This window comes from Acinetobacter sp. FDAARGOS_559 (genome assembly GCF_003940475.1).
Classification (GTDB): Bacteria; Pseudomonadota; Gammaproteobacteria; order Pseudomonadales; family Moraxellaceae; genus Acinetobacter; species Acinetobacter baumannii.
Map to the genome: position 1 here is coordinate 1248913 of NZ_RKJG01000005.1, position 22021 is coordinate 1270933.

The 22021-nt window shown below is 38.5% G+C and carries 18 protein-coding genes; 10 read left to right on the forward strand and 8 right to left on the reverse strand.

Annotation, left to right across the window (positions count from 1 at the left end; genetic code table 11):
- Positions 1–108: 108 nt before the first annotated feature.
- Positions 109–1572, forward strand: coding sequence for a CYTH and CHAD domain-containing protein (locus tag EGS71_RS07475; RefSeq protein ID WP_000230498.1), 1464 nt, complete (start codon positions 109–111; stop codon positions 1570–1572).
- Positions 1573–1607: 35 nt separating this feature from the next.
- On the opposite strand, the gene EGS71_RS07480 is transcribed toward EGS71_RS07475, so the two are convergent.
- The gene (locus EGS71_RS07480) at positions 1608–2240 is read right to left on the reverse strand and encodes a hypothetical protein (RefSeq protein ID WP_001149996.1); all 633 of its coding nucleotides are present in this window, start codon (positions 2238–2240) and stop codon (positions 1608–1610) included.
- 103 nt (positions 2241–2343) lie between these two features.
- Here EGS71_RS07480 and EGS71_RS07485 point away from each other — a divergent pair, with 103 nt between their 5' ends.
- The gene (locus EGS71_RS07485) at positions 2344–2727 is read left to right on the forward strand and encodes a DUF3144 domain-containing protein (protein WP_000078676.1); all 384 of its coding nucleotides are present in this window, start codon (positions 2344–2346) and stop codon (positions 2725–2727) included.
- 57 nt (positions 2728–2784) lie between these two features.
- Here the strand turns inward: EGS71_RS07485 and EGS71_RS07490 are convergent, their stop codons facing one another.
- From EGS71_RS07490 to EGS71_RS07505, 4 genes are all read right to left on the reverse strand, one after another.
- Positions 2785–5547, reverse strand: a complete 2763-nt coding sequence (locus EGS71_RS07490; protein WP_000480988.1) for a M16 family metallopeptidase — start codon at positions 5545–5547, stop codon at positions 2785–2787.
- A gap of 122 nt (positions 5548–5669) precedes the next feature.
- Complete coding sequence (locus tag EGS71_RS07495; protein ID WP_000784938.1) at positions 5670–6485, reverse strand: PhzF family phenazine biosynthesis protein; 816 nt, start codon at positions 6483–6485, stop codon at positions 5670–5672.
- 148 nt (positions 6486–6633) lie between these two features.
- The gene (locus tag EGS71_RS07500; RefSeq protein ID WP_001025080.1) at positions 6634–8028 is read right to left on the reverse strand and encodes an L-cystine transporter; all 1395 of its coding nucleotides are present in this window, start codon (positions 8026–8028) and stop codon (positions 6634–6636) included.
- Between the two features lie 197 nt (positions 8029–8225).
- Entirely contained in the window at positions 8226–9107 is an 882-nt protein-coding gene (locus tag EGS71_RS07505; protein ID WP_000925121.1) for a LysR family transcriptional regulator, read from the reverse strand.
- Between the two features lie 96 nt (positions 9108–9203).
- Between EGS71_RS07505 and EGS71_RS07510 the strand changes: the two genes are divergently transcribed.
- The 4 genes from EGS71_RS07510 (at position 9204) to EGS71_RS07525 (ending at position 11633) form a co-directional block, all read left to right on the forward strand.
- Positions 9204–10382: a YbfB/YjiJ family MFS transporter gene (locus EGS71_RS07510; protein WP_002009964.1), complete on the forward strand. Its 1179-nt coding sequence runs from the start codon at positions 9204–9206 to the stop codon at positions 10380–10382.
- Positions 10379–10504 carry a hypothetical protein gene (locus tag EGS71_RS07515; protein ID WP_000853583.1) on the forward strand — a complete coding sequence of 42 codons (126 nt, stop codon included), beginning with the start codon at positions 10379–10381 and terminating at the stop codon, positions 10502–10504. The genes EGS71_RS07510 and EGS71_RS07515 overlap by 4 nt, the downstream gene beginning before the upstream one ends.
- A gap of 226 nt (positions 10505–10730) precedes the next feature.
- Positions 10731–11141 (forward strand): hypothetical protein, encoded by a 411-nt coding sequence (locus tag EGS71_RS07520; RefSeq protein ID WP_000069679.1) that lies wholly within the window; start codon positions 10731–10733, stop codon positions 11139–11141.
- Positions 11142–11633, forward strand: coding sequence for a hypothetical protein (locus tag EGS71_RS07525; RefSeq protein ID WP_001218088.1), 492 nt, complete (start codon positions 11142–11144; stop codon positions 11631–11633). It begins immediately after the preceding gene.
- 99 nt (positions 11634–11732) lie between these two features.
- On the opposite strand, the gene icd is transcribed toward EGS71_RS07525, so the two are convergent.
- The gene (icd, locus tag EGS71_RS07530) at positions 11733–12989 is read right to left on the reverse strand and encodes an NADP-dependent isocitrate dehydrogenase (protein WP_000542120.1); all 1257 of its coding nucleotides are present in this window, start codon (positions 12987–12989) and stop codon (positions 11733–11735) included.
- A 200-nt stretch (positions 12990–13189) separates the two neighbouring features.
- Between icd and EGS71_RS07535 the strand changes: the two genes are divergently transcribed.
- The gene (locus tag EGS71_RS07535; protein WP_000706555.1) at positions 13190–13981 is read left to right on the forward strand and encodes an rRNA large subunit pseudouridine synthase E; all 792 of its coding nucleotides are present in this window, start codon (positions 13190–13192) and stop codon (positions 13979–13981) included.
- A 117-nt stretch (positions 13982–14098) separates the two neighbouring features.
- On the opposite strand, the gene EGS71_RS07540 is transcribed toward EGS71_RS07535, so the two are convergent.
- Together EGS71_RS07540 and EGS71_RS07545 are read right to left on the reverse strand one after the other, a co-directional pair.
- Complete coding sequence (locus tag EGS71_RS07540; RefSeq protein WP_000896679.1) at positions 14099–16336, reverse strand: NADP-dependent isocitrate dehydrogenase; 2238 nt, start codon at positions 16334–16336, stop codon at positions 14099–14101.
- 400 nt (positions 16337–16736) lie between these two features.
- Positions 16737–18440, reverse strand: coding sequence for a M61 family metallopeptidase (locus EGS71_RS07545; protein WP_000903516.1), 1704 nt, complete (start codon positions 18438–18440; stop codon positions 16737–16739).
- Positions 18441–18612: 172 nt separating this feature from the next.
- Between EGS71_RS07545 and EGS71_RS07550 the strand changes: the two genes are divergently transcribed.
- The 3 genes from EGS71_RS07550 to EGS71_RS07560 all read left to right on the forward strand — a co-directional run bounded on the left by EGS71_RS07550 (position 18613) and on the right by EGS71_RS07560 (position 21935).
- The gene (locus tag EGS71_RS07550) at positions 18613–19932 is read left to right on the forward strand and encodes a D-alanyl-D-alanine carboxypeptidase PBP6B (protein ID WP_000667907.1); all 1320 of its coding nucleotides are present in this window, start codon (positions 18613–18615) and stop codon (positions 19930–19932) included.
- A gap of 98 nt (positions 19933–20030) precedes the next feature.
- Positions 20031–21317, forward strand: a complete 1287-nt coding sequence (locus tag EGS71_RS07555) for an NAD(P)/FAD-dependent oxidoreductase (RefSeq protein WP_000193164.1) — start codon at positions 20031–20033, stop codon at positions 21315–21317.
- A 135-nt stretch (positions 21318–21452) separates the two neighbouring features.
- Positions 21453–21935 carry an FKBP-type peptidyl-prolyl cis-trans isomerase gene (locus EGS71_RS07560; RefSeq protein WP_000123995.1) on the forward strand — a complete coding sequence of 161 codons (483 nt, stop codon included), beginning with the start codon at positions 21453–21455 and terminating at the stop codon, positions 21933–21935.
- Positions 21936–22021: the final 86 nt, after the last annotated feature.

Here is a 22021-nt window from a genome sequence, read left to right on the forward strand (position 1 = left end):
AGCGTCATATGTTTGATTGTAACTTTCTCTATCAAAAACATTATTTTTAGCGCTAAGCTATTATACTTATTCAAGATAGTTTAAATACCTGATTCAGGGAGATCTGTTATGGTTGAAGTTGAGCTTAAGTTTCAGTTACCTGAATCGAAGAAAAAAACCGTCCAGCAATATTTAAAAAAACATAAAGCACAGCATATTCATTTACAGGCCAAGTATTACGATACACCAGACCGCCTACTTGCAAAAAATGGTATGGCCTTACGCTTACGTAAAGAAAATGATCTGTGGGTACAAACCTTTAAGGCTGCCGGCCAAAGTCATTTACATCGTGTCGAAGAAGAAGTTTTTTTAGGAAAATGCGATCAAGAACCTGACTTAAACCTTGAGTTATATAAAGACAATAAAGCCGTCACAGATTTGATTACTCAAGCTTTAGGCTCTGAAGTCGAAAAGCTAAGCTTACAGTTTGAGACTGATGTACAACGTACCTATCATGTTTTTGAAGCAGATGACACGGCAATTGAAGTCTGTCTCGATGACGGCGTCGTAAAAACAGCAACAGCACAAAGCAAAATTTGCGAAGTTGAGTTCGAACTTAAACAAGGTGCAGTTAAAACACTTATTCAATTTGCTCAGCAATGGATTAATCGTTATGAACTTTGGCTCGATGTGAGAAGTAAAGCCGAGCGCGGTAATTTACTCGCATTGGGGCAAGCTACTTCACCGGCTGTTCACGCAAAAAAACTGAACTTAGATAAAAACATTTCAGCAGAACAGGCACTCAAAAAGATTGTAGAAAACTGTTTGGGACAATTCTTGCCTAACATGGCCGCAATTGCCGATGGAGTTGCCGAGGCTGAGCACATTCATCAGGCACGCGTAAGCTTACGCTGTTTACGTAGTGCACTAAAACATTTTTCAGCATGGTCAGACGAGTTAAACCCTGTGTGGGAAGAGCAAATTGCCGAACTGTTCCGTCAGCTTGGGGACACGCGAGATGAAGATGCTATTCGTACCGAAATTTTACCTATGATTGTGCAGCATGGTTCACCTGAGCTTTTACTTCCGATCTCTGAACAGCCATTAAAAGACCTTGCCACACTGTTTAAATCAGCAGACACCATTAAGCTTATACTTGCCTTATTAGCATTTGCCTATTCAGAAGAAGACAATCAAAACGGCAAAGGAAAATTGAAAAAATATATAGGAAAAAGCTTAGATAAGTTACATCATCAAGTGGTGAGTAATGCCGATCATTTCACTGAACTTGAAGTCACCGAACAGCACAGAACGCGCAAGAAAGCCAAACAGCTTCGTTACTGCATTGAGTTTATATCGAGCTTATATCCTCGTAAAAATGTTCAGCAGTTTTTAAAACAATTACAGCCTGTGCAAAATACTTTAGGACTTTATAACGACTTATTTATTGCCGAAGATCTATTTAATAAAGCGGTTGAACACGACCCACATTTTTGGTTTGCATTAGGATGGGTTAAAGCCAAACAACCTTATTTACAAAATCAGTCTGCCGAAGCTTTGCAAAAATTTAAACAGGCAAAAACATTTTGGTAAGAATCTTGAAGTCGCGGCAAATATGCCGCGACTTTTTATCTATATTTACCAAATACTTTCCATACACCGTTATCTGCTAATGGATCGCTATAGCTATCACTACGCTGTTTTCTTGGCTTATCACGGGCATCGACGAGTTTAAAGTGTGGCTCTACCCCTAACACAATACCATTGGTATAAAACCGTGAACGCGTATATTCACTTTGACCATGCTGAAATACATACGTCCGTAAATCAATAAATTCACGGTGTGCTACTAGCGCTGCTGTATCATCACTTTGCAACCATTCTTGCATGGTAAATATCTGGTTTGTGTCAAACTGCCCACATTTTTCAATAAGACTGGCCACACCACGGAAAGTTTTTGATTCTTTTGCGCGTGTTTTATTAATCCGAATTCGGTCTACATGGAAAAAGAATAAGGGTAAGTTTAGATGGCTTGGTAAATGAATTGCATCTGGTAATTCATCTTCCATAAAAGGTTGAAAAAGCTCTTGTGCCCTTTCTATTAAATCTTTCCATTGCTGATAATAGGCCAAGACTTCTTCTTGCAAACCATAATAAATTGGCAGCCCTTCTACATGCTCCAAATATTGGGGTGGAAAAATATGCTGGCGTAATAAAGCAATGTCTGTTTTTAGACTTTGAACGGCAATTGCATCTTGCATATTATAACTCCTAATACTTAGGCTATTTACAGACTAAGGCAAAGGTTTTGTTTCCGCAAGGCTTTGCCTATAATAAGCAGCTCTATTTTTGCGGGAATAAGTCATGTCTCAAAAGATTAATGCAACAGATATTACTGAAGAAGAAGCGTTAAATGCTGTTTTCTTTGAGCGTGCGGATGAATTCATTAAACAAGCAAATGATTTTTGTCGCCCGCCAAAAGGCCAAAAGCCAGACCCGGCCGAGCTTCGTGGTCAAGTGAGCGCAGCCATGTTATTTGCAACTGCTCGTTTTAATACATGGGTGGCTGCTAATAATTTTAAAGATGGTAATGAAATGCGTGATGCAAAAGATCAGGTGATGTCTTATCTTCTTCAACAGTTCCAAATGATGCTTGAAGATAACTTTGATGAGTATTGTGAACAGTTCGATAACTACTTACGTTTCCGTAAGAATGAAGATTTTCATACTCACAAACACGACCATTAAAATATTTTACCACTCAAATAAAAAGCCACATGAAGTGGCTTTTTATTTGGCAATTATTTACTGCTTTTGTGCTTGACCATACTGGTCAGCCATAACTTCAACAAGATTTGAAGGTTTAATATATTTTTTAATAACTGCGTTCACATCAGCAACCGTTAACTTTGTTAACTCTTGGTCACGTTTAACACGGTCAAGTAATGTTTTACCTGACTCAAGCTCTAGATTTAACATACCGTGGATATTACGTTCATCTTCTAAGGCAGTAACACGTTTCTTCATGATATCCGCCTTCGCTGCTGCAAGCTCCTGCTCTGTAATACCATGAGTAATTAAGTCATTTAGAACCTTATGAACTGAAGCAGAAACTTGTGCTGAGCGACCAGCCGTATAATTTGCACTAATGCTTAACGCACCTACATTCGTGTCTCGATCTAATTGCAAACCAGTACCAAAACCATATACCAATGCATTTTTTTCACGAAGCTCTTGAGCCAAACGTGATGAAATTTGAGATTCACCCAAAATGTAATTCATTAAAATTAATGCAGAAGCGTCAGGATGATTTTTCCCAACCGGTAATGCAAGTACACTTTGATAACTACCAAACTCACGCTGCTCAGATAAGACATGTACTTGCTGGGCAGGGAAATCAACGTGCTGAATCAAGATTTTTTCATACGGTTGTTTGCTATTCCAGCTTCCGAACTCTTGATTCAATAGCTTTTTCATTTTTTGGGCATCAAATGCACCTGTAATCGCAATTTGCGCATGATTCATGGCAAAGAAATGCTGATAAAGCTCTTTGACTTGTTCTTGAGTCACATTCTTTAATTGTTTTTTAGCCAGCTCCGGTTCAAAGTGATAACGCAAATCACCTGGCTGGTATTCTTCTACCAAGCGAGATAATGTTAGACCTGCTACCACATCCGGTTCTGTATAAGGACGATCAAGACTAGATAAGCTTTGAGATTTAATTAAGTCAAATTGAGATTGTTCAAATTTAGGATTTTTCATGACCTCTAGAACAAACTTGAAAAACTCATCGAACTTTTCAGTTTTAGATTGAATATTAATGGTCATGCCATTGCCATCGGCACTCGCATAAGCTGCGCCACCTGCATCAATCGATTTATCGGCAATATCTTGCAAGCTATATTTATCAGAACCGCGAAGTAATAAATATGAAGTTAAATCAACAACCGTACCTTTATCGAATAAAGATTTTTCAGTACCAAAATCCATAGTAATGGTGGCATAGGTACGATCATCACGGGTTTCTACAGGGAATAAAGCATACTTCATTCCATTTTTAAGCTTTCCGCGAAGGATCTTTTTCTCATTACTTTCGGCATATTGCTTAGACGTTTTTAAAAACTCGGCAACTTCTTGTTGATAAACTTTCGGATCTTTTAAAGGCTCTGCTTTAACATCTGTTTGATCTAATGTTTTAGGCTTATCTTTTGCGTCGAGTTGTAATGCTTTCTTTTGGTCTTCTGGTGTTGGCAAAATATCGCCATCAATACGATGACCTGCAACAAGGAACTGTTTTAAGGTTTGATTTACCTCATTGAGCTTCACTTTATCAATTGAATCTAAATCTTTAAAATATTGGTCCCATTGCCCATCCGCTACAGTGTAATCACTTAAACGGGAACCCAAAGCAACGGCATCTTTATTGACTAACTCACCTTGCGTTTTCATTAAGCTTTTTACACGATTTAGCTCAGTCTCTGTAAAAGGTTTACCCTTTTCAATTCCAGAGAGCAAAGCGCTTTCAACTTTTTTAGGGTCATTTTTTGGTGAATAAATAGCACCTAAAAATACGACGTTAAAATCTTGATCTAGCCATGTTGATGCCTGAACGTCTGTACTAACACCTGTTTCAACCATATTTTGGTACAAATGACCACTTGGCTGCATGGTATACAACATAGGTGCGAAAGCCAGTTCCGGTTGAATTTTTGTGTTTTTACCATCCATATAGATATGGAATTTGGCCAAATCACTGCCCTTTTTCACCACAAACTCACGGTTTTTGAGTTTTGTAGAATCTAACACAGGCACTTGAACAGGCTTAGGCACAGCTCGCGCAGGAATTGGGCTAAAATATTGGTCTATCGTTTTCAAAACATCAGTTTTATCAAACTTGCCTGAAATCACCATGACCGCATTATTAGGCGCATACCAACTGCGATAGAACTGGTTCAACTCAGGCATTTTAATTGACTTAAGCTCAGGTAAATCACCAATCGGTAATCGACCTAGATATTGATTACCATAAGCCGACTTCCACATTTGATCCATCAAGACAGCAAAAGGCTGATCCATACGGACTTCACGTTCACGCTTTACGATTTCAATTTCAGAAGGCACAAATTTTTCTTGTAGAACTAATTTGTCCATGCGCTCAGATTCAAGGTACAGCACTTGATCGAGTGCTGTTTTTTCTGGACGGACAATATTGGTGTATTTGGTTGAATAGTAATCCGTACTCGCATTCGTCATTAACGTATATTGATCTAAACGGCGTTGGAATTCTTCACCTTTTACATTTTGCGTGCCTTTAAATGCTAAATGTTCGAGTAAATGTGCTAAACCACTTTTACCCTGTGGATCATTTAAAGAACCCGTTAAATAAATGGTATTAATAAAGATTTTATTTTCTTTGTCATTCGGCGCAAGCACTACCCGAAAACCATTATCTAATTTATATTCCTCAACATTTTGCTTACTTTTTACTAATGTTGTTTGTGCAAAAGAGGCAGCACTTAAACCAAAAATACATAGGGAGAGAGTCAGTTGTTTAAACTGCATAAACATATAAATACCAATTAATTTGAATAATAAAAAATCAATAGTTGTGTGACTATAGTAGGAAATTTGAGCTGACTTTCATAGTAAAGATTTGAAAAAAAAGCCGTTTATTTAAACGGCCTTATATTTTAAGGAAAAATTTCGGCTTGCATATAAAGTTTGCCATATCCCGAAATTTCAATACGTTCCTGATTTAAGACATTACAATACAATACGCCTCCACGGCTAGAAGCCTGATAGGCCACAATATTATTTTTAGCGAGTTTCTCTGCCCATAGTGGCGCTATTGCGGTATGAATTGAACCAGTAACCGGGTCTTCATCAATACCTGCGACAGGTGCAAAATAACGAGAAACACAGTCATATTGATCGTCAGCTTTTGAAGTTATTGCAACATCCATTGCTGTAGTTGTAATTGCAGTCCGCTTACCTAAGGCTTTAAGTAAGTTCATGTCGGGTTGCTCATCTAACACATCTTGCACTGACTCATATTCAACAATGTAGGCTTGAACATTTTGATAAACCGCTTTAAACGGTTTTGTTAATGCTTGACGTAAAATAGCCGGATAATCTTCAACTTGCTGAGCTTTACGAATTGGAAAATCCATTCTGATTTTGCCGTCTTCATCTTGATGAACTACAAACAAACCTAAGTTTCGTACATGAAAATTAAGAGTCTTTTTCTCAGTAAAATCTTTAAATAATACGAAAGCACTCGCAAGAGTCGCATGCCCGCAAAAATCCACCTCAACCGTTGGAGTAAACCAGCGTATTTCATAATTTTCAGAGTCTATAATTTTTACAAAAGCAGTCTCAGATAAGTTATTTTCAAGTGCTATCTTTTGCATTAAATCTGCATCTGGCCACTCTTTTCCAATAATCACAGCAGCCGGATTTCCACGAAATAGCTCTTTGGTAAAAGCATCGACTTGATACATTTTCATGTTAGTGCTCTCTTTCTTAATAGGCTCATTTTCGAAAATTATTTAAAAGAAAAACAGATAAAGTTTTTTAAAAATTAACATCACAGTTGCAAGTTACACATATAAAAAAACGGCTCATCCAGAGTGGAGAGCCGTTTAATATTAACTCTTAATGATGTTGAGTTAATTCAATTTCATCTTCGCTATTCATTATAGCTTTGTCGGTCTGCCCCATAAATTGGCTTGTAACTACACCAGCAGTCATCGAACCATTTACGTTTAACGCAGTACGTCCCATATCAATGAGTGGTTCAATTGAAATAAGAAGAGCAACCAATGTTACAGGTAAGCCCATAGCAGGAAGTACGATCAATGCTGCGAAAGTTGCACCACCACCAACACCGGCTACGCCAATTGAACTTAAAGTCACAATACCCACTAACGAAGCAATCCACATTGGGTCTAGGGTGTTAATACCCATAGTTGGCGCAACCATGACTGCGAGCATGGCTGGATATAAACCCGCACAACCATTTTGTCCAATAGTGGCACCAAAAGAAGCAGAGAAACTTGCAATAGACTCAGGCACGCCCAAACGACGAGTTTGCGCTTCAATGCTCAGTGGAATACTTGCAGCACTTGAACGACTCGTAAACGCGAATGTTAGAACCGGAGCAACTTTCTTGAAGAACTTAAGTGGAGAAACACCTGTCAGAGTCAAGATAATGGCATGCACGACGAACATAATCGCCAAGCCTAAATAAGACGCCACCAAGAAACCACCTAGGTTCAAGATATCTGCGACATTTGAACTTGCCACAACTTTCGTCATTAGGGCAAAAACACCATATGGTGTAAGTGTCATCACTAAACGAACAAGCTTCATTACCCAAGACTGTAATGTTTGAATAGCCGTCAGAATACGTTGACCTTTTTCTGCGTCATCTTTCATTAGGTTGAGTGCTGCTATCCCCAAAAAGACAGCAAAGATAACCACGCTAATAATTGAAGTCGGATTTGCACCCGTTAACTCAGCAAAAGGGTTACTCGGAATAAAAGAAAGAATAAATTGCGGTACGCTTAAGTCTGTTACTTTACCCACATAGTCGGTCTGAATTGCAGTAAGTCGAGCTGTTTCAGCCGCTCCTTGTACCAAACCTTTGGCAGTTAAACCAAACAAGTTCGTCACAAATACCCCAACCAGCGCAGCGATGAGTGTGGTAAATAACAAAGTCCCGATGGTGTAGAAGCTGATTTTTCCTAAAGAAGAAGCTTGGTGTAGCTTCGCTACCGCACCTAAAATCGAAACAAAGACCAAAGGCATCACGACCATTTGTAAAAGTTTTACATAGCCGTTACCAACAATATTAAACCAGCTAATAGATTCAGCAAGAATCGGATGGCCACCGCCATAAATCAAATGTAGTCCTAAACCAAACACTACACCTAAAATTAAGCCAGCTAGAACTTTTTTAGATAAGCTCCAGTCCGTTTTACGTGTTTGGGCGAGTAAAAATATTAACCCGACAAAAACCACAATATTGATGATTAAGGGTATATTCATTCCCAAACTCCAAATTATTGCTTGTGTCATCTTTTAAGGGGGCATATTTGACCATAGCCGGCATATATAAACTACCCTTTTCAACAATTTTCTAGCATGCAGATCATTACCGATCTGAATGAGAATATAAAATGACTTTTAAATACATATATATCACTTTTAAAACATAAGTTACGTTAGATATTTATGTATAAAAATTAAGCGCATTTCTGTATAAATTGTTGCTCAATAAAACAAATAAATTGCTTTAAATTACTGCCCCATGTTTCAGGAGGCTGGGCGACCAAATAAGTAGTGAAATGTGCAGATTCAGTGTTAATTTCAAAACAACTTAATGAGACTTTATCGGCTACTTTATTCAGATATGACTTTGGCAATAAAGCAAAACCGACACCTAATTCTACACAGCTTACAATGCCATCCAGACTGCCCATTTCCATAATTTGCGAAGGTGGCACACTGTGATCATTTAAAAACAACTCAATTGCATGCCGATAGGAACATCCTTGTCGAAATGCAATAAATCGAGTCTTTGCGAGGGTGGCAATGTCGGGAAAATCAATTTGTTGTTTTGGGCAAACCAAAACCAGTTGTTCTTGCCACACCGGAAAACTATATAGCTCTGGAATCACATATTTAGAAGCGACAAAAGCACAATCGACTTCTCCTTGTTGCACAGCATTTAACAAATATCCTGTCGGGTGAGTTTGAAGTTCAAGCGGCAAATTCGGATATTGCTGCATACATTCATTAAGCAATTGAGGAAGTCGTATTGCTGCTGTCGTTTCCATACTGCCCAAACGAATAGTTTCATTCGGGTCAATATCACCTTCTCGGAAGATTGTCTTCGCTTTATTATGCAGTGCGATCATTTGCACAGCATAACTATGTAGCTGGTGTCCTGCATTGGTTAATGTAACGGGGTTATGACGATTTAATAAAATCACACCTAACTCTTCTTCAAGCTTTTTCACGTGGCTCGTGATATTGGATTGAACCGTACACATTTTTTGTGCAGCCAATGAAAAACTTCCACTCTCTGCAACCGCTAAAAAAAACTCTAAAGACTTAAGCAACATGCCACTATCTCAAAATAAGATAATTAATATCATATTAAATCATTTCTAATGATAAATAAACTCGATTTTAATAATAAAAAAATTGAGAGATTTCTCATGTCTACATTCTATCGAATGAGCCTGCTTGTCTTTTTAGCGACTTGCCTAGGAATTGGTATTTTTAGATTTTCCTATACCGCACTCATGCCTATTATGATTGTGCAATATGGATGGACTCACGACTTTGCAAGCTATTTAGGAAGTGCAAATTTATTGGGCTATCTGGTTGGCGCATTATTGGCACTGTTTAGCATTAAAGAAAAATCTATACCCGCTTTGATTATAACTTCGGCGGTTTTAGGTAGCTTAAGCCTACTCTGCTGTTCTTTTATACACATGCCTTTGGCTTGGTTTATTCTCTGGCGCACCATTTCAGGTATCGCAGGTGGCCTACTCATGATTTTGGCGCCCAGCTTTGCCATGAAAAATATTGCAATTAGCCAAAGGCTCAAAGTCAATTTTTTAGGGTTTAGTGGTATTGGCGCAGGCGTGTTATCTGCCACTCTCATTATTCCTGCACTTAAAAATATGCCTGTTCAATATGTCTGGGAAATTTTTGCCGCCATTTCCATTATTGGCAGTTTGGTACTTTTTCAGTTATTAAGGCACCCACCTACCGAGTCCGTTCAAACGGCCAATCACGCTCCTCAAAACTTCAAACATTCACGTTTAGGACTGGTCATTATTATTGCTTATATGTGCAGTGCTTTTGCATATATCCCACATTCTTTGTTTTGGATGGACTATTTATCGGGGACCCTACATTTTCCATTGCAACAACGAAACTTATTTTGGGTTCTTTATGGAGTCGGAAGTTGTGTTGGCGCCTTTGTGGCGTATTGTTTAAGCCGCCTTATTGGATATTTGCAGGCAATTAAATGTCTATACGGTGTCTATTGCTTGGCAGTTGCCCTACCATTTTTTTCACATGCTACTGCTTTGCTCACTTTATCGTCCTTTCTTACAGGTTTACTCACACCTGCCACCGTATTTATTAGCTCTTACAGTCTGCTACAGATTTATGAACAGCGTTATCAAAAAATCTGGAGCCTTGCCACCATTGGGTTTGCCAGCACTCAGTTATTAGGTGGCGTTGTTATTAGTACTTTACATCACTTGCATTGGTCTTATGCCCACCTGTTTTTAATGGGCGGTATTGTTTTGTTATTTGCATTGAGCCTTTTAATTCCTATCCGTTCATCCATGCCGAACACTCTCGGAGAAACCGAAACGTGAAAACTTTATTCTTTCCTCTCTTTTTGATTGTTTTCGTACTCCTTATTCAGGCTTTAGACCAAAGCTATCAAAAGAAAATTGGTGTTTCTAAGCCCCAGAAACATCCAGAATTTATGCAATAAAAAAAGCCCCTATACATAAGGGGCTTTTCCATTGAGTAGTCGTATATTGCCAAAATAAAAATTAATGAATAGATCAGTAGAACAAACCGCATAACAGCTATTTTAGTACGCTTATTAAAAACGCTTAACTGACAAAAAATGTCATATTATGTCAATGTAGAGAGCTATTTTCTGATCTATATTCAGTCAAAATTTATAATTTTTAATACTTAAAATTGAGCAAAACATGAGCAATAACAATTATATTGATGAGCTTTTAAAGCTCTTGGCGATGTTCGCTTTTATCGGTGTTTTATTACTGGTATTTAAGTGTCAGACCATCTTTGCACTGGATATGACAACATCATACGAAGTCTCGGTAAGGATTGTTATCTATATTGTCACAGCAGCTATTTTGGGCTTTTTAACACGCAATCATATTGAGTTTACAACACAATTTTTAATTGCTGTTCCATTTGCATACTTTTGGCTAGAGCCAATTCTTGACTACAAGGCCATTCAAACTATCCCAGATGTTCCGTTTTATCTCTCGGGTCATGGTCAAAGTTTAGGACTACTCATCGTGATCATATTTTGTTTTGCCCTATGGGTATTTAAAGAAACAAGCTCAAACTCGCTTGAGTCTCAAAATGTCTAAATGAGGATTTTTAGGGAGTTTTATAAAGTTAAAAATCGTCACTGTACTCTATGTTTTTATAATATATATTTTAAGCAAATTAATTTATATCAATTAAAAACTCTAAAAATGTTCAATGTATCAAACCCAGCAAATGCTGTTGTTGTAGGTATTATCGCAATAATTGCTACAATTAGTCTTCTGATATGGAAGTTTAATTTTTATCTCGGTATAGATATATACACCAGTGGAGAGGTGCTATTTAAAACATTATTGTATGCCGCCCTAATAGGACTATTTAGTTACTATTTTCGCCATACAATTAAAATTAGTAATACAGTGATTTTATCATTACCGCTTTTTTTCTTTTGTATTCGGCCTATTCTAAACTACAAAATGACGCATACCATTGGAAATGTACCACTGTATGCAACACATCATGGGCAAGGCTTAATATTGCTGAGTTTAACGATATTAGCATGTATATTGTGGGCATATACGGCTAATTCCTAGCTAAAATTTTAACGTTTAATATTCTTATTTTTATTATTTTTCAATATTATAAATCTAAAGAATTTAAAAGCCCTCAATTGAGGGCTTTTCTATGAAAGTTTAATCTTCCATATGTTGAGTTATGGCGTCGCCAAATTCTGAGCAACGTAACAAGGTCGCTCCCGGCATTAAACGCTCAAAATCGTAAGTTACGGTTTTAGCTGCAATCGCTCCTGAAATACCTTTAATAATCAGGTCCGCTGCTTCTGTCCACCCCATATCACGGAGCATCATTTCAGCAGAGAGAATAATTGAACCCGGGTTGACTTTATCTTGCCCAGCATATTTAGGTGCAGTGCCATGCGTTGCTTCATACACTGCAATAGCTCCACCAATATTCGCACCTGGCGCAATCCCGATTCCCCCTACTTCTGCTGCTAAAGCATCTGAAATATAGTCACCATTTAAATTAAGAGTTGCAATTACAGAGTAGTCAGCAGGACGCATCAAGATTTGTTGCAAGAAAGCATCTGCAATCACGTCTTTAATAATGATGTCTTTACCATTTTTAGGGTTCTTAATTTTAACCCATGGGCCACCATCGATTAATTCACCACCGAAACGATCTAACGCTAACTCATACCCCCATTCTTTAAAGGCACCTTCGGTATATTTCATAATGTTGCCTTTATGAACAAGAGTCACCGAAGGTTTGTCATTATCTATTGCAAACTGAATAGCCTTACGAACTAAGCGCTGTGTTCCTTCTTTAGAAACAGGTTTAATACCAATACCACATCCTTCAGGGAAACGAATTTTTGTGACCCCCATTTCTTCTTGAAGGAATTTAATGACTTTTTTAGCTTCTTCAGAATCTGCTTTCCATTCAATACCTGCATAAATATCTTCCGAGTTTTCACGGAAAATCACCATGTCAGTTAACTCAGGATGCTGAACGGGTGAAGGGACGCCTTGGAACCAACGCACAGGACGTACACATACATACAAATCCAGTTCTTGACGTAGTGCAACATTAAGTGAACGAATGCCACCACCGACTGGTGTAGTTAAAGGGCCTTTAATTGAAACTACAAATTCACGCAGCGCTTCAAAGGTTTCTTCCGGCATATAAGTACCGTAAATTTTATTGGCCTTTTCACCGCAATACACTTCCATCCATTCAATAGAGCGTTTGCCGCCATAGGCTTTTAAAATTGCCGCATCAACAACTTTTTTCATTGCCGGTGTAATATCTACACCAATACCGTCACCCTCAATGAAAGGAATAATTGGATGATTTGGTACATTCAGTGACAGGTCTGCTTTTACTGTAATTTTATCACCGTCGGCAGGAACCACGATCTTCTGATAACCCATTATGTAGATTCTCCCTTTTATAATATTTAACTAACCAAACAAAAATAATTATCGATAAACAATACTTTCAACTTTTATTAACGCATAATAGCTTAATCGAATTTAACCCTTTTTGAGATTTATGTGGGAAATAAGCAAATTTCGCACTTAAATATAGCTCAATGTTTTTACCGCTTATTTGAAAGAAGAAGTCATTTTTTATGAAAATCGTCATTCTCAACAAACCATATGACGTTCTCTCCCAGTTTCGTAAAGACGAAGCACACATGACGGTCTCTGACTTTGTAGATGACCCGACTTTGCGCATAGCAGGCCGTCTTGATATGGACTCTGAGGGTTTAGTTTTCTTAACTGATCATGGTGGTTTGAATCAGTTCATTACCAACCCTGCGAATAAAAAATACAAAACGTATTTAGTTCAAGTTGATGGCGATGTAACCGAAGAAGCGCTCGAGCAGCTTCGTAAGGGTGTAGAGCTTAATGATGGTATGACTTTACCAGCTAAAGCAATTAAGGTAAGTGAGCCTGAATGGTTATGGGACCGCGATCCTCCTGTACGTTACCGTGCCAGCATTCCAACATCTTGGATTGAAATCTCTATTTGTGAAGGTCGTAACCGCCAAGTTCGTCGCATGACCTCTGCGGTAGGTTTTCCGACTTTACGTCTCATTCGTACAAAAATTGGTACGATTGACTTAGTTCAATTGGGATTACAACCGGGCGAAACCAAAGAAATTGAGCCTCTACTCTACCCAGACTTTAAAGATGTTCCGGCTGAACAACCTTATCGTTCACGTTCATATGTGAAAAAACCGGGTGGCACTGGCGGTAAGCCAATGGTTCGCAAGAACAAAGATGGTTCTGCGAAAAAATCTGGTACAAAGCGTATTTGGCAAATGGATGAAAGTGAAAAACCGCGTCGTAAGACTAACGGTACAACGCGTCCAAATACCAAAGCACCACGTGGTCGTAGCCGCAGCAATAGCCGATAAAAATATTTAAGTTTTAAAGCTCACGTTAGTGGGCTTTTTTTAATGACTTTTATTTTATAAAAATAAAAAGCCGGTGCTTATGCACCGGCTTTTAGCTATGTACTAATGAATTAGTAATTAAGCCTGAACAGTTGAAAGCGCTGCATTGAATGTAGCACTTGGACGCATTACAGCGCTTACTTTCGCTGGGTCAACTGCATAGTAACCACCGATATCAGCTGGCTTACCTTGTACTTGAGCAAGCTCAGCAACGATCTTCTGTTCGTTTTCAGCTAATGCTTTTGCAAGTGGAGCAAATTTAGCTTTCAACTCAGCATCTTCGTTCTGTGCAGCAAGTGCTTCTGCCCAGTAAAGTGACAAGTAGAAGTGACTGCCACGGTTGTCAAGTTCGCCTGTACGACGTGATGGAGACTTGTCATTGTCAAGCAATTTACCAGTCGCTTCATCAAGTGTCTTCGCAAGTAACTTCGCACGAGCATTATTTTCTTTAATACCCATTTCTTCTAGAGAAACTGCAAGCGCAAGGAACTCACCAAGCGAATCCCAACGTAAGTGGTTTTCTTCAACAAGTTGTTGCACGTGTTTAGGTGCTGAACCACCCGCACCAGTTTCGTACATGCCACCACCCGCCATAAGCGGAACGATAGACAACATTTTCGCAGAAGTACCAAGTTCCATAATTGGGAACAAGTCAGTTAAGTAGTCGCGTAAGATGTTACCGGTTACAGAAATTGTATCGAGGCCACGAACTACACGCTCAAGTGTGTAACGCATTGCACGTACTTGAGACATGATCTGGATATCAAGACCAGTCGTATCGTGATCTTTTAAATACTTCTGTACTTTCTTGATCAATTCATTTTCGTGTGGACGGTATGGGTCAAGCCAGAAGATCGCAGGCATGCCTGAGTTACGTGCACGAGTTACTGCAAGTTTTACCCAGTCACGAATCGGAGCGTCTTTCACCTGACACATACGCCAGATATCGCCTTCTTCAACATTTTGAGTCAATAACACTTCACCAGTGTCAAGATCAGTAATATTTGCAATACCTGCTTCAGGAATTTCAAAAGTCTTGTCGTGAGAACCGTATTCTTCAGCTTTTTGAGCCATCAAACCAACGTTTGGTACTGTACCCATTGTTTTTGGATCAAAGTTACCATGCCATTTACAGAAATTAATCATTTCTTGGTAAATACGGGCAAATGTTGATTCTGGCATCACTGCTTTAGCATCGTATTGCTTACCATCAGCACCCCACATTTTACCACCAGCACGGATCATTGCAGGCATAGAAGCATCTACGATGATGTCGTTAGGTGAATGGAAGTTAGTGATGCCTTTTGCTGAGTCAACCATCGCAAGTGCAGGACGGTGTTCTTGGCAAGCATGTAAATCTTCAATGATTTCTTCACGTAATGAGGTCGGAAGAGTTTCGATTTTCTCGTATAACCCAGCCATACCGTTATTTACGTTAATACCTAATTCGTCAAACAACTTACCGTGTTTTTCGAAAGCTTCTTTATAGTAGATTTTCACACAGTGACCGAAAACGATCGGGTGTGAAACTTTCATCATTGTCGCTTTTACGTGTAATGAGAATAAAATTCCTGCTTCACGGCAGTCATCAAGTTGTTTCTCATAGAAGTCGCAAAGCGCTTTTTTGCTCATGAACATTGAGTCAATGATTTCGCCTTCTTGAAGCGCAACTTTTGGCTTAAGAACAATGCTCTTACCACTGTTTGTGATAAGTTCCATTTTTACATTGCGTGGACGGTCAAGTGTCATTGACTTTTCACCGTGGTAGAAGTCACCTTCTTCCATGTGTGAAACGTGAGTTTGTGACCATTGTTTCCACTCGCTCATTGAGTGAGGGTGTTTCTTAGCGTAATTTTTAACGGCAGCAGGAGCACGACGGTCAGAGTTACCTTCACGAAGAACAGGGTTTACTGCTGAACCTAGGCATTTGCCATAACGAGCTTTGATTGTTTTTTCTTCTTCAGTCGCTGGGTTTTCCGGATAGTCAGGAATTGCATAACCTTTAGATTGAAGTTCTTTAATACATGCTGTCAATTGCGCAACAGAGGCACTAATATTTGGGAGTTTGATAATGTTAGTATCTGGATCTTGTGTAAGACGACCTAGCTCAGCAAGGTTGTCGGATACCTTTTGCTCTTCACTTAGGTAGTCAGCGAATTCTGCGAGCACACGTGCAGCTACAGAGATGTCACTTTTAACAATCTCGATACCAGCTGGCTTAGTAAAGGTCTCAATGATCGGCAGTAGCGAATAAGTCGCCAATAATGGCGCCTCGTCAGTCAGTGTGTAAATGATGGTTGACTTTTCACCAGCCATATATAGCCCCTTCCGTTGAATTGAGTTTTGAGGACCGAGCTTTTGGCCCAGTGCCTACGAACCGATATGCTTAAATAAAACCCTGAGAGTATCGGCTCTCATTGGCTTTCAGTCAACGAAATATCCAGTGATAACGACATTTCGCAGCGAAATAATACATAATTTAAATCTATCGATAATAATCTTATACCTAACTTATGGTAATAAATGTGCTTTTACCAACTTTATAGGTATAGAACAGTCTTAAATTACATGAGATATCTTTCAGAGTTCTGACAATTATTATACTTTTCATTCAAAACAAACTCAAAGATAAAGACTCTTTCTATGTTTTGAAATTAAGAAAAAACAAAAACCGATGCACGAAACATCGGTTTTTTATAAATTAATTAACGGTTATTTAGGCTTTTAACCATTTGTCAGCTTTGCTTTGATCTTCAATAATAAGTTCAACTTCAGTTAAGTTTATGCTGTCACTTGTAACTTCAAACGACAATAACTCATCACGGCGGAAAGCCAAGACTGAGTAATTACCCTTTTGTTTAGCATATTTCTCAATAAGTTTTGTGGTCGCTTTTAGTCCATCAATTGCAATAATGACATCATTAGCAGAAATACCCGCTTTAGCACCAGCTCCCTCACGGTGAGCATTTTGTACTAACACACCTTCAGGCTTATCAGCTAGCTTTAAACCATAAGCTAAAGTCTTATCATTTTTAAGCGTATAACTTAAACCAAACTCAGGAAATAACTGATCGAGTGGTAACTCTTCAGTAGTATTAATCAAATGATTGATTTGCTCTACCCAACTATCGCCTGTTAGCTCTTCGCATAAATCAAAAATTGTACGCTCATTAACCTGAACACCGTTTTGCGTATTTTCATACAATCGACGCATTAAGGCATCAAGGCTAGAACCACGTAAACGTAAGCCTAAGTCCAAACACAAGGCAACTAATGCACCTTTGTTATAATAGCTCGTGCCTGCATTATTCGAATTTTCATCTTGACGATAAAATTTAATCCAAGCATCAAAACTTGATTCTGCTACTGTTTGAACAAAACGTCCCGGGTTTTGCAAATAGCGATCAATCTGTGACTTTAACAAATCTAAATAAGACTTTTGGGAAATCACGCCACTGCGCAATAAAATTAAATCATCGTAATACGAAGTAAACCCTTCAAAAATCCACAGTAGTGAGGTATAGCCTTCTTGATGCAGGTTGTAGTTCGCAAAATTTTCTGGACGGATAAACTTTACTAACCAAGAATGAAAATATTCATGACTGCATAGACCTAAGAAACGTTGATAATCTTTCGAAGGTTCAGTAGGTTCATTCGATTTCGGCAAATCATCTCGTGGAGTAATCAGACTTGTGCTATTGCAATGCTCTAACCCACCGTAACTATTCCCTGTTGCCATAGTCATGAAGGTATAGTTTTTAAACGGTGCTGAACCAAACAGATCAATTTCGGCTGCACAAATTTTTTCAATATCCGTTTTTAAACGATCAACATTCGTAGCGTGAGTACCTGAAATTACAAACTCATGTTCAATTCCATGCGTTTCGAAGCTAAAACGCGTTTGATCAGCCAGTTCAAATGGACTATCAATGAGTTGATCATAATGATCAGCTTTTAAAGTAAAACGTCCTTTTACTAAACTTTTTGAAGCTAATCCTGTTGCTAACTGAAAGTGTTTTAATTCATCCGGCAAAAAGATTTCTAATTCACATGCAGATTGTTCTTGGCCTTCTAAGCCTAAACACACACAGGCAGGGTTAATATATAAACGCGTTTGATCTACATAAGCGCCACGTACTGATAAATCATATGCATAAACATCATATTCAACAGTAATTAACTCGTGATCGGTGTTAAATAAACGCCAGCGATTTTTTTCAGTCTTTTTAATATTGAGCATGCGTCCAGCTTCATCATAGGCCTTTACTGCCTCGATGTGCTTAGAAAACTCTCGAATGAGATAACTGCCCGGAATCCACGTTGGTAACCATAGTTCCTGATTTGGATTCGCTAAAAAGCGAATTGTCACGTGAACAAGGTGTTGTTTGTAATCATCGAACTCAATTTGATAATGCAACATAAATTCTTCAATTTAAAAATAAGAACGGTTTCACATTAGATTATCACTTTTTTGTATCGACTTGCGTAGATGTATTTTTTGGCAACAATTCACACTAGCCTTCTACAAAAAAAAGGCATAGCATGCTGGGCATCTGTGTTCCGTATTTGCCAGTAAACGTCAAGGTCACCTAGTGAAATTCTTCCTATCTCTTTTTACGCTGTTTAGTATTTTCTGTACTACTCTTACCAATGCTGCTCTACTTAATATTGCTCCTGAAAGTGTTGAAGCCGCTGCATGGACAATTGTAGATACCCAATCTGGTCAAATTATTGCTGAGCATAATAGTCATGTACAACGTGCGCCAGCATCTTTAACTAAAATGATGGTGGCCTACATTGCATTAAAAGAGATTAAGGCTGGAAAGTTAAAACTGAACGAAGTCATTACTGCAACACCAGTCGTAAGCGTGGTGCAGTGGGATGAATCACAAATGTACCTCAAAGCGGGCGAGCAAATTTCAGTTGATCAGCTCTTGGCTGGTTTAATTGTTATGTCTGCAAATGATGCAGCTGTGACTTTGGCTGAAAAAATTTCTGGTGATGTGCCTCATTTCGTACAACGTATGAATCAAGAAGCACAAGCACTGGGTATGAAAGACACGCACTTTAGTAACCCTGCTGGTATTACAATGCCGGATCATTACACGACAGCTCATGATTTGAGCTTATTAAGTCAGGCAGTGATTCACCAGACCCCTGAATATTTACATTATTCGAAAATGCCGAGCTTTAGCTACAATCAACGTTTTCACCACGCGACGAACCTTGCGCTCAAATACGATCCATCTGTAGATGGCTTAAAAACTGGCTATACCAAAGCAGCAGGTTATAACTTGGCTCTAACAGCTTCACGCCCTTCATTTTCACCGAACTTACCGCAAAGACGTTTACTGGTAATTGTCTTAGGTACACCAAGTGCCGTGAAACGTGCTGAAATTGCAGATAAATTAATGAATCTTGCTTATGCTTATACACGTGATGAAGTAGTTATTCCTGAGCAAAAATTAATTGCTGAATTGCCTGTCATTAAATCAACTTTAAAAATGTTTAAAGTAGAAACTAAGCAGCCAACCATTGTTACGACTTCTTTATATGCTGAGCCAACACCAATTGATTTAAATACGTTTGATTATGCTACACAGCGTATTCAAGTTCTTGATAGCAATCAACAACCTAAAGTTATTGCTCCACTTGAAACAACTCAAACACGTGTAAATATTCAGTTAAATGAGCAAAAGTTAACAGCACCGTTAATGAAAGCGATGAATTTGGCAACAGTTTCAATTTATCAAAACAACCAGCTCATTCGCAGTCTTCAAATTGAAAATGATGTACACATTGAAGAAGCAAATATTTTCCAAAGAATTATGATGTGGTTCTCAAGCCTATTCTCAATCTTTTCATCAAGTGAGCACAGTGCAGCAAAACTCTACCCTATAGATTCGCACTAAAAACATCAAATTGTGCACAGATGCACAATAAATTTTATAAAGAAAAGATGGCATAATTTAGCCATCTTTTTTTATAGAAAAATAATTAGGTGATAAAAATGACCCAAAACTTACATCATATTGTTATTGTCGGTGGTGGCGCTGGTGGTTTAGAACTCGCCACACAACTTGGTGAAACTTTTGGGAAAAATGGTAAAGCCAAAATTACATTGGTTGACCAAAATTTAACTCATATCTGGAAACCATTACTTCATGAAATTGCGGCGGGTTCTTTAAATCCTCACGAAGAGCAAACCAATTATTTTGCCCATGCAAAGAAACACCACTATGAATTTGTGTTGGGAACATTAACAGCAGTAAATAAAGATAAGAAAATAATTGATTTAATTCCCCCTCAAGTCTCTAAAGAACAAAATACCCATATTCAACAACTCAGTTACGATACACTGGTTTTAGCGCTTGGTTCAGTATCAAATGATTTCAATACACCCGGTGTTCGTGAAAACTGCCATTTCCTCGATAGCCGTAAACAGGCGGATATTTTCCAGCAAGATCTTTTACATTTATATATCGAAGCGCAAAATCAACCCGATCAACGTACATTAAATATTGGAATTATTGGTGCGGGGGCAACAGGTGTCGAACTTGCGGCTGAACTGATTGAAACGACCAAAAACTTTTATCGCTATGGTTTAAAAAAGATCCATCCGAATCAAGTCAAAATTACACTCATTGAGGCCTCAGAACGCATCCTCCCTGCCCTAAGTGAAAAAACAGCTGAACATAGCGCAAAACAGCTTCAAAAAATGGGTGTTGAAATTTTAACTAAACACCGTGTTGAAAAAATTGATGAACACTGTATCTATTTTAGTAATGGTAACCAACTCAACAGTGATGTTACGGTATGGGCAGCTGGGGTAAAAGCACCAAAATTACTTGAAAGTCTTAGCGATTTCGAACGTGACAATATTAACCGCTTAATGGTCTATGCAACGCTACAGACCTATTCCGATCCTAATGTATTTGCATTTGGTGATTGTGCCCATTGCCAACTTGATGCAAGACACCCGCCTCTCGGACCACGCGCTCAAGTTGCTAGTCAACAAGCAAGCTTTTTAGTCGATGCTATGGCTGCTAGGCTAAATGGCCGATCACAACCGATGTTTACTTTTAATGACAAAGGTTCACTTGTGTCTTTAAGTCGTAATAAAGCGGTTGGAGAATTACTGGGGGATGTCAGTGTCCAAGGATATATTGCTAAAACGATGTATGTATCTTTATACCGTTTACATCAAGCAACAATTCACGGATACACTCAAGCTGGACTACTCACAATGAAAGATTTACTTACAAGACGAGTACGACCAAAAATTAAGCTGTATTGAGTTGAATTTTTTAAGTTCATCCCTATTTAGATAAAAACGCATTAGAAAAAGTGTTAAAGATTGAGATTTTGTAGTCTACAAAATTTATTTTTCACTTTATGATGTACGCTTTAATTGATTGAATGGATCAAAAACATGACTGCAATTGCAAATAACCACGTGGTTTCATTCCACTATAAATTAACAAACGCTGAGGGTGAAACACTTGATCAATCTCAAGGTGAACCACTTGCCTATTTGCATGGCGCAGGCAACATCATTCCTGGTTTAGAAAATGCATTAACTGGTAAGACTGTTGGTGATAAATTCACTGTTAACGTACCAGCTGCTGAAGGTTATGGCGAATACAACCCAGACCTAGTACAAGAAGTTCCTGCTCAAATGTTCCAAGGCGTTGATAACATTCAACCAGGTATGCAATTCCAAGCTCAAACAGATGACGGCGTTCAAATCGTTACTGTTAAAGCTGTTGAAGGTGACAACGTTATCGTTGATGCAAACTTCCCACTTGCTGGTCAAGATTTAACTTTTGAAGTTGAAATCGTAGAAATCCGTGAAGCTTCTCAAGAAGAATTAGATCACGGTCACGTACACGGTGCGGGTGGTCACCACCACTAAGTCTTCTTTTAGAAGATAATAAAAGGCAAAGCTTCGGCTTTGCTTTTTTTATGTCTTTATTTTATATAATATTCATAGAGTTAATT